The organism is Streptomyces sp. P5F9, assembly GCF_057961495.1.
The window spans coordinates 1-1,458 of record NZ_JBXVPZ010000901.1 but is presented as its reverse complement, the minus strand read 5'-3'; the positions used below and the strand labels follow the sequence as shown (position 1 = coordinate 1,458).

Annotated in this window: 2 protein-coding genes; both read left to right on the top strand. The window is 63.2% G+C overall.

What is annotated here, in order from left to right:
- Positions 1-682, top strand: a 682-nt coding sequence (locus AC31A1_RS51330) for an SDR family oxidoreductase (RefSeq protein ID WP_489659902.1), incomplete at its 5' end; no start/stop codon positions are given.
- 110 nt (positions 683-792) lie between these two features.
- On the top strand, positions 793-1,458 hold a 666-nt coding region (locus AC31A1_RS51325), incomplete at its 3' end, for an acyl-CoA dehydrogenase family protein (protein WP_489659901.1).

The window sequence follows — 1,458 nt, the reverse complement described above, 5'->3', positions numbered from 1 at the left end:
GGCTGGGGGGCAGCGGGTTGTCGATGTCGCGGTGTCTTCGTACGGGCGGATCGATGGGGTGGTGTGCGTTGCGGGGATTCTTCGGGAGCGGATGCTTTTCAATATGTCCGAGGAGGAGTGGGATCCCGTTCTCGCCACTCATCTGAAGGGGACGTTCACTGTTTTCCGGGCGGCTTCTGCTGTGATGCGGAAGCAGCGGGCGGGGACGTTGATCGGGTTCACCAGTGGGAATCATCAAGGGTCGGTTTCTCAGGCCAATTACAGTGCGGCCAAGGGTGGGATCATCTCGTTGGTGCGGAGTGCTGCTCTTGGGTTGAACAAGTATGGGGTTACTGCCAACGCGGTTGCGCCTGTTGCTCGTACGCGGATGTCTGCGAACGTTCCTATGGAGTTGGCGGAGATCGGGTCGCCGGAGGATGTGGCGGCGCTTGTTGTCTATCTGTTGTCCGAGCGGGCTCGGGAGGCTGGGATTACCGGGCAGGTTTATACCGTTGCCGGGGAGAAGATCGCGGTGTGGGCTCAGCCTCGGGAATTGCGGGCGGCGTATGCCTCCGGCGGGTGGACGGCTGAAAAGATAGCTGAGTTTTTGCCGGGGTCTGTTGGGGTGGATCCGATGCCGATGCTTGGGCGGTTGCAGGAGATGGAGCGGGCTGCGCGGGAGGGGAGTCGGCCTAACGCCTAGTGGGGTGGGCGGTTCGGTTGTGGGGCGAGTGCGGGTTTGTTGTGGCTGGTCGCGCAGTTCCCCGCGCCCCTGGGTTAGCTGACTCGGCCTGTGCTGGAAGGGAACCCCCTGTGGATTTTGGATTTGCTGCCGAGGATGACGTGTTTCGGGCGGATGTGCGGGCGTGGCTCTCTGAGCATGTCGACTCGGATCAGGATCGGCGTGCTTGGGAACGGACGCTTGGCAAAAGCGGGTGGATCGGGCTGGGTTGGCCGGAGTCCGGGTATGGGAATCGGACGGGGACTCTTACTCAACAGGTCGCCTGGGCCGAGGAATATGCGCGGTCGGATGCGCCGCCTCGGTCTGGGCATATCGGGGAGAATCTGCTCGCCCCTACCCTCATCGCGCACGGGACCGACGAGCAGAAGTCCCGTTTCCTGCCCGCCATTGCTGCTGGGGATGAACTCTGGTGTCAGGGGTACAGCGAACCCGGGGCCGGGTCCGATCTGGCAGGGGTGCGTACCGTTGCCGTGCGGGATGTGGGAGATGGGTCGTATCGGGTCACCGGGCAGAAGATATGGACCTCGCTCGCCCATGAGGCCGACTGGTGTTTTGTGTTGGCTCGGACCGAGGTGGGGTCTCGGCGGCATCGGGGGTTGAGTTTTCTGCTCGTGCCGATGGATCAGCCGGGGTGTGTCGAGGTGCGGCCCATACGGCAGTTGACCGGGACGAGCGAATTCAACGAGGTGTTCTTTGACGGGGCACGTGCGCGTGCCGAGCATCTTGTGGGCGGGGAG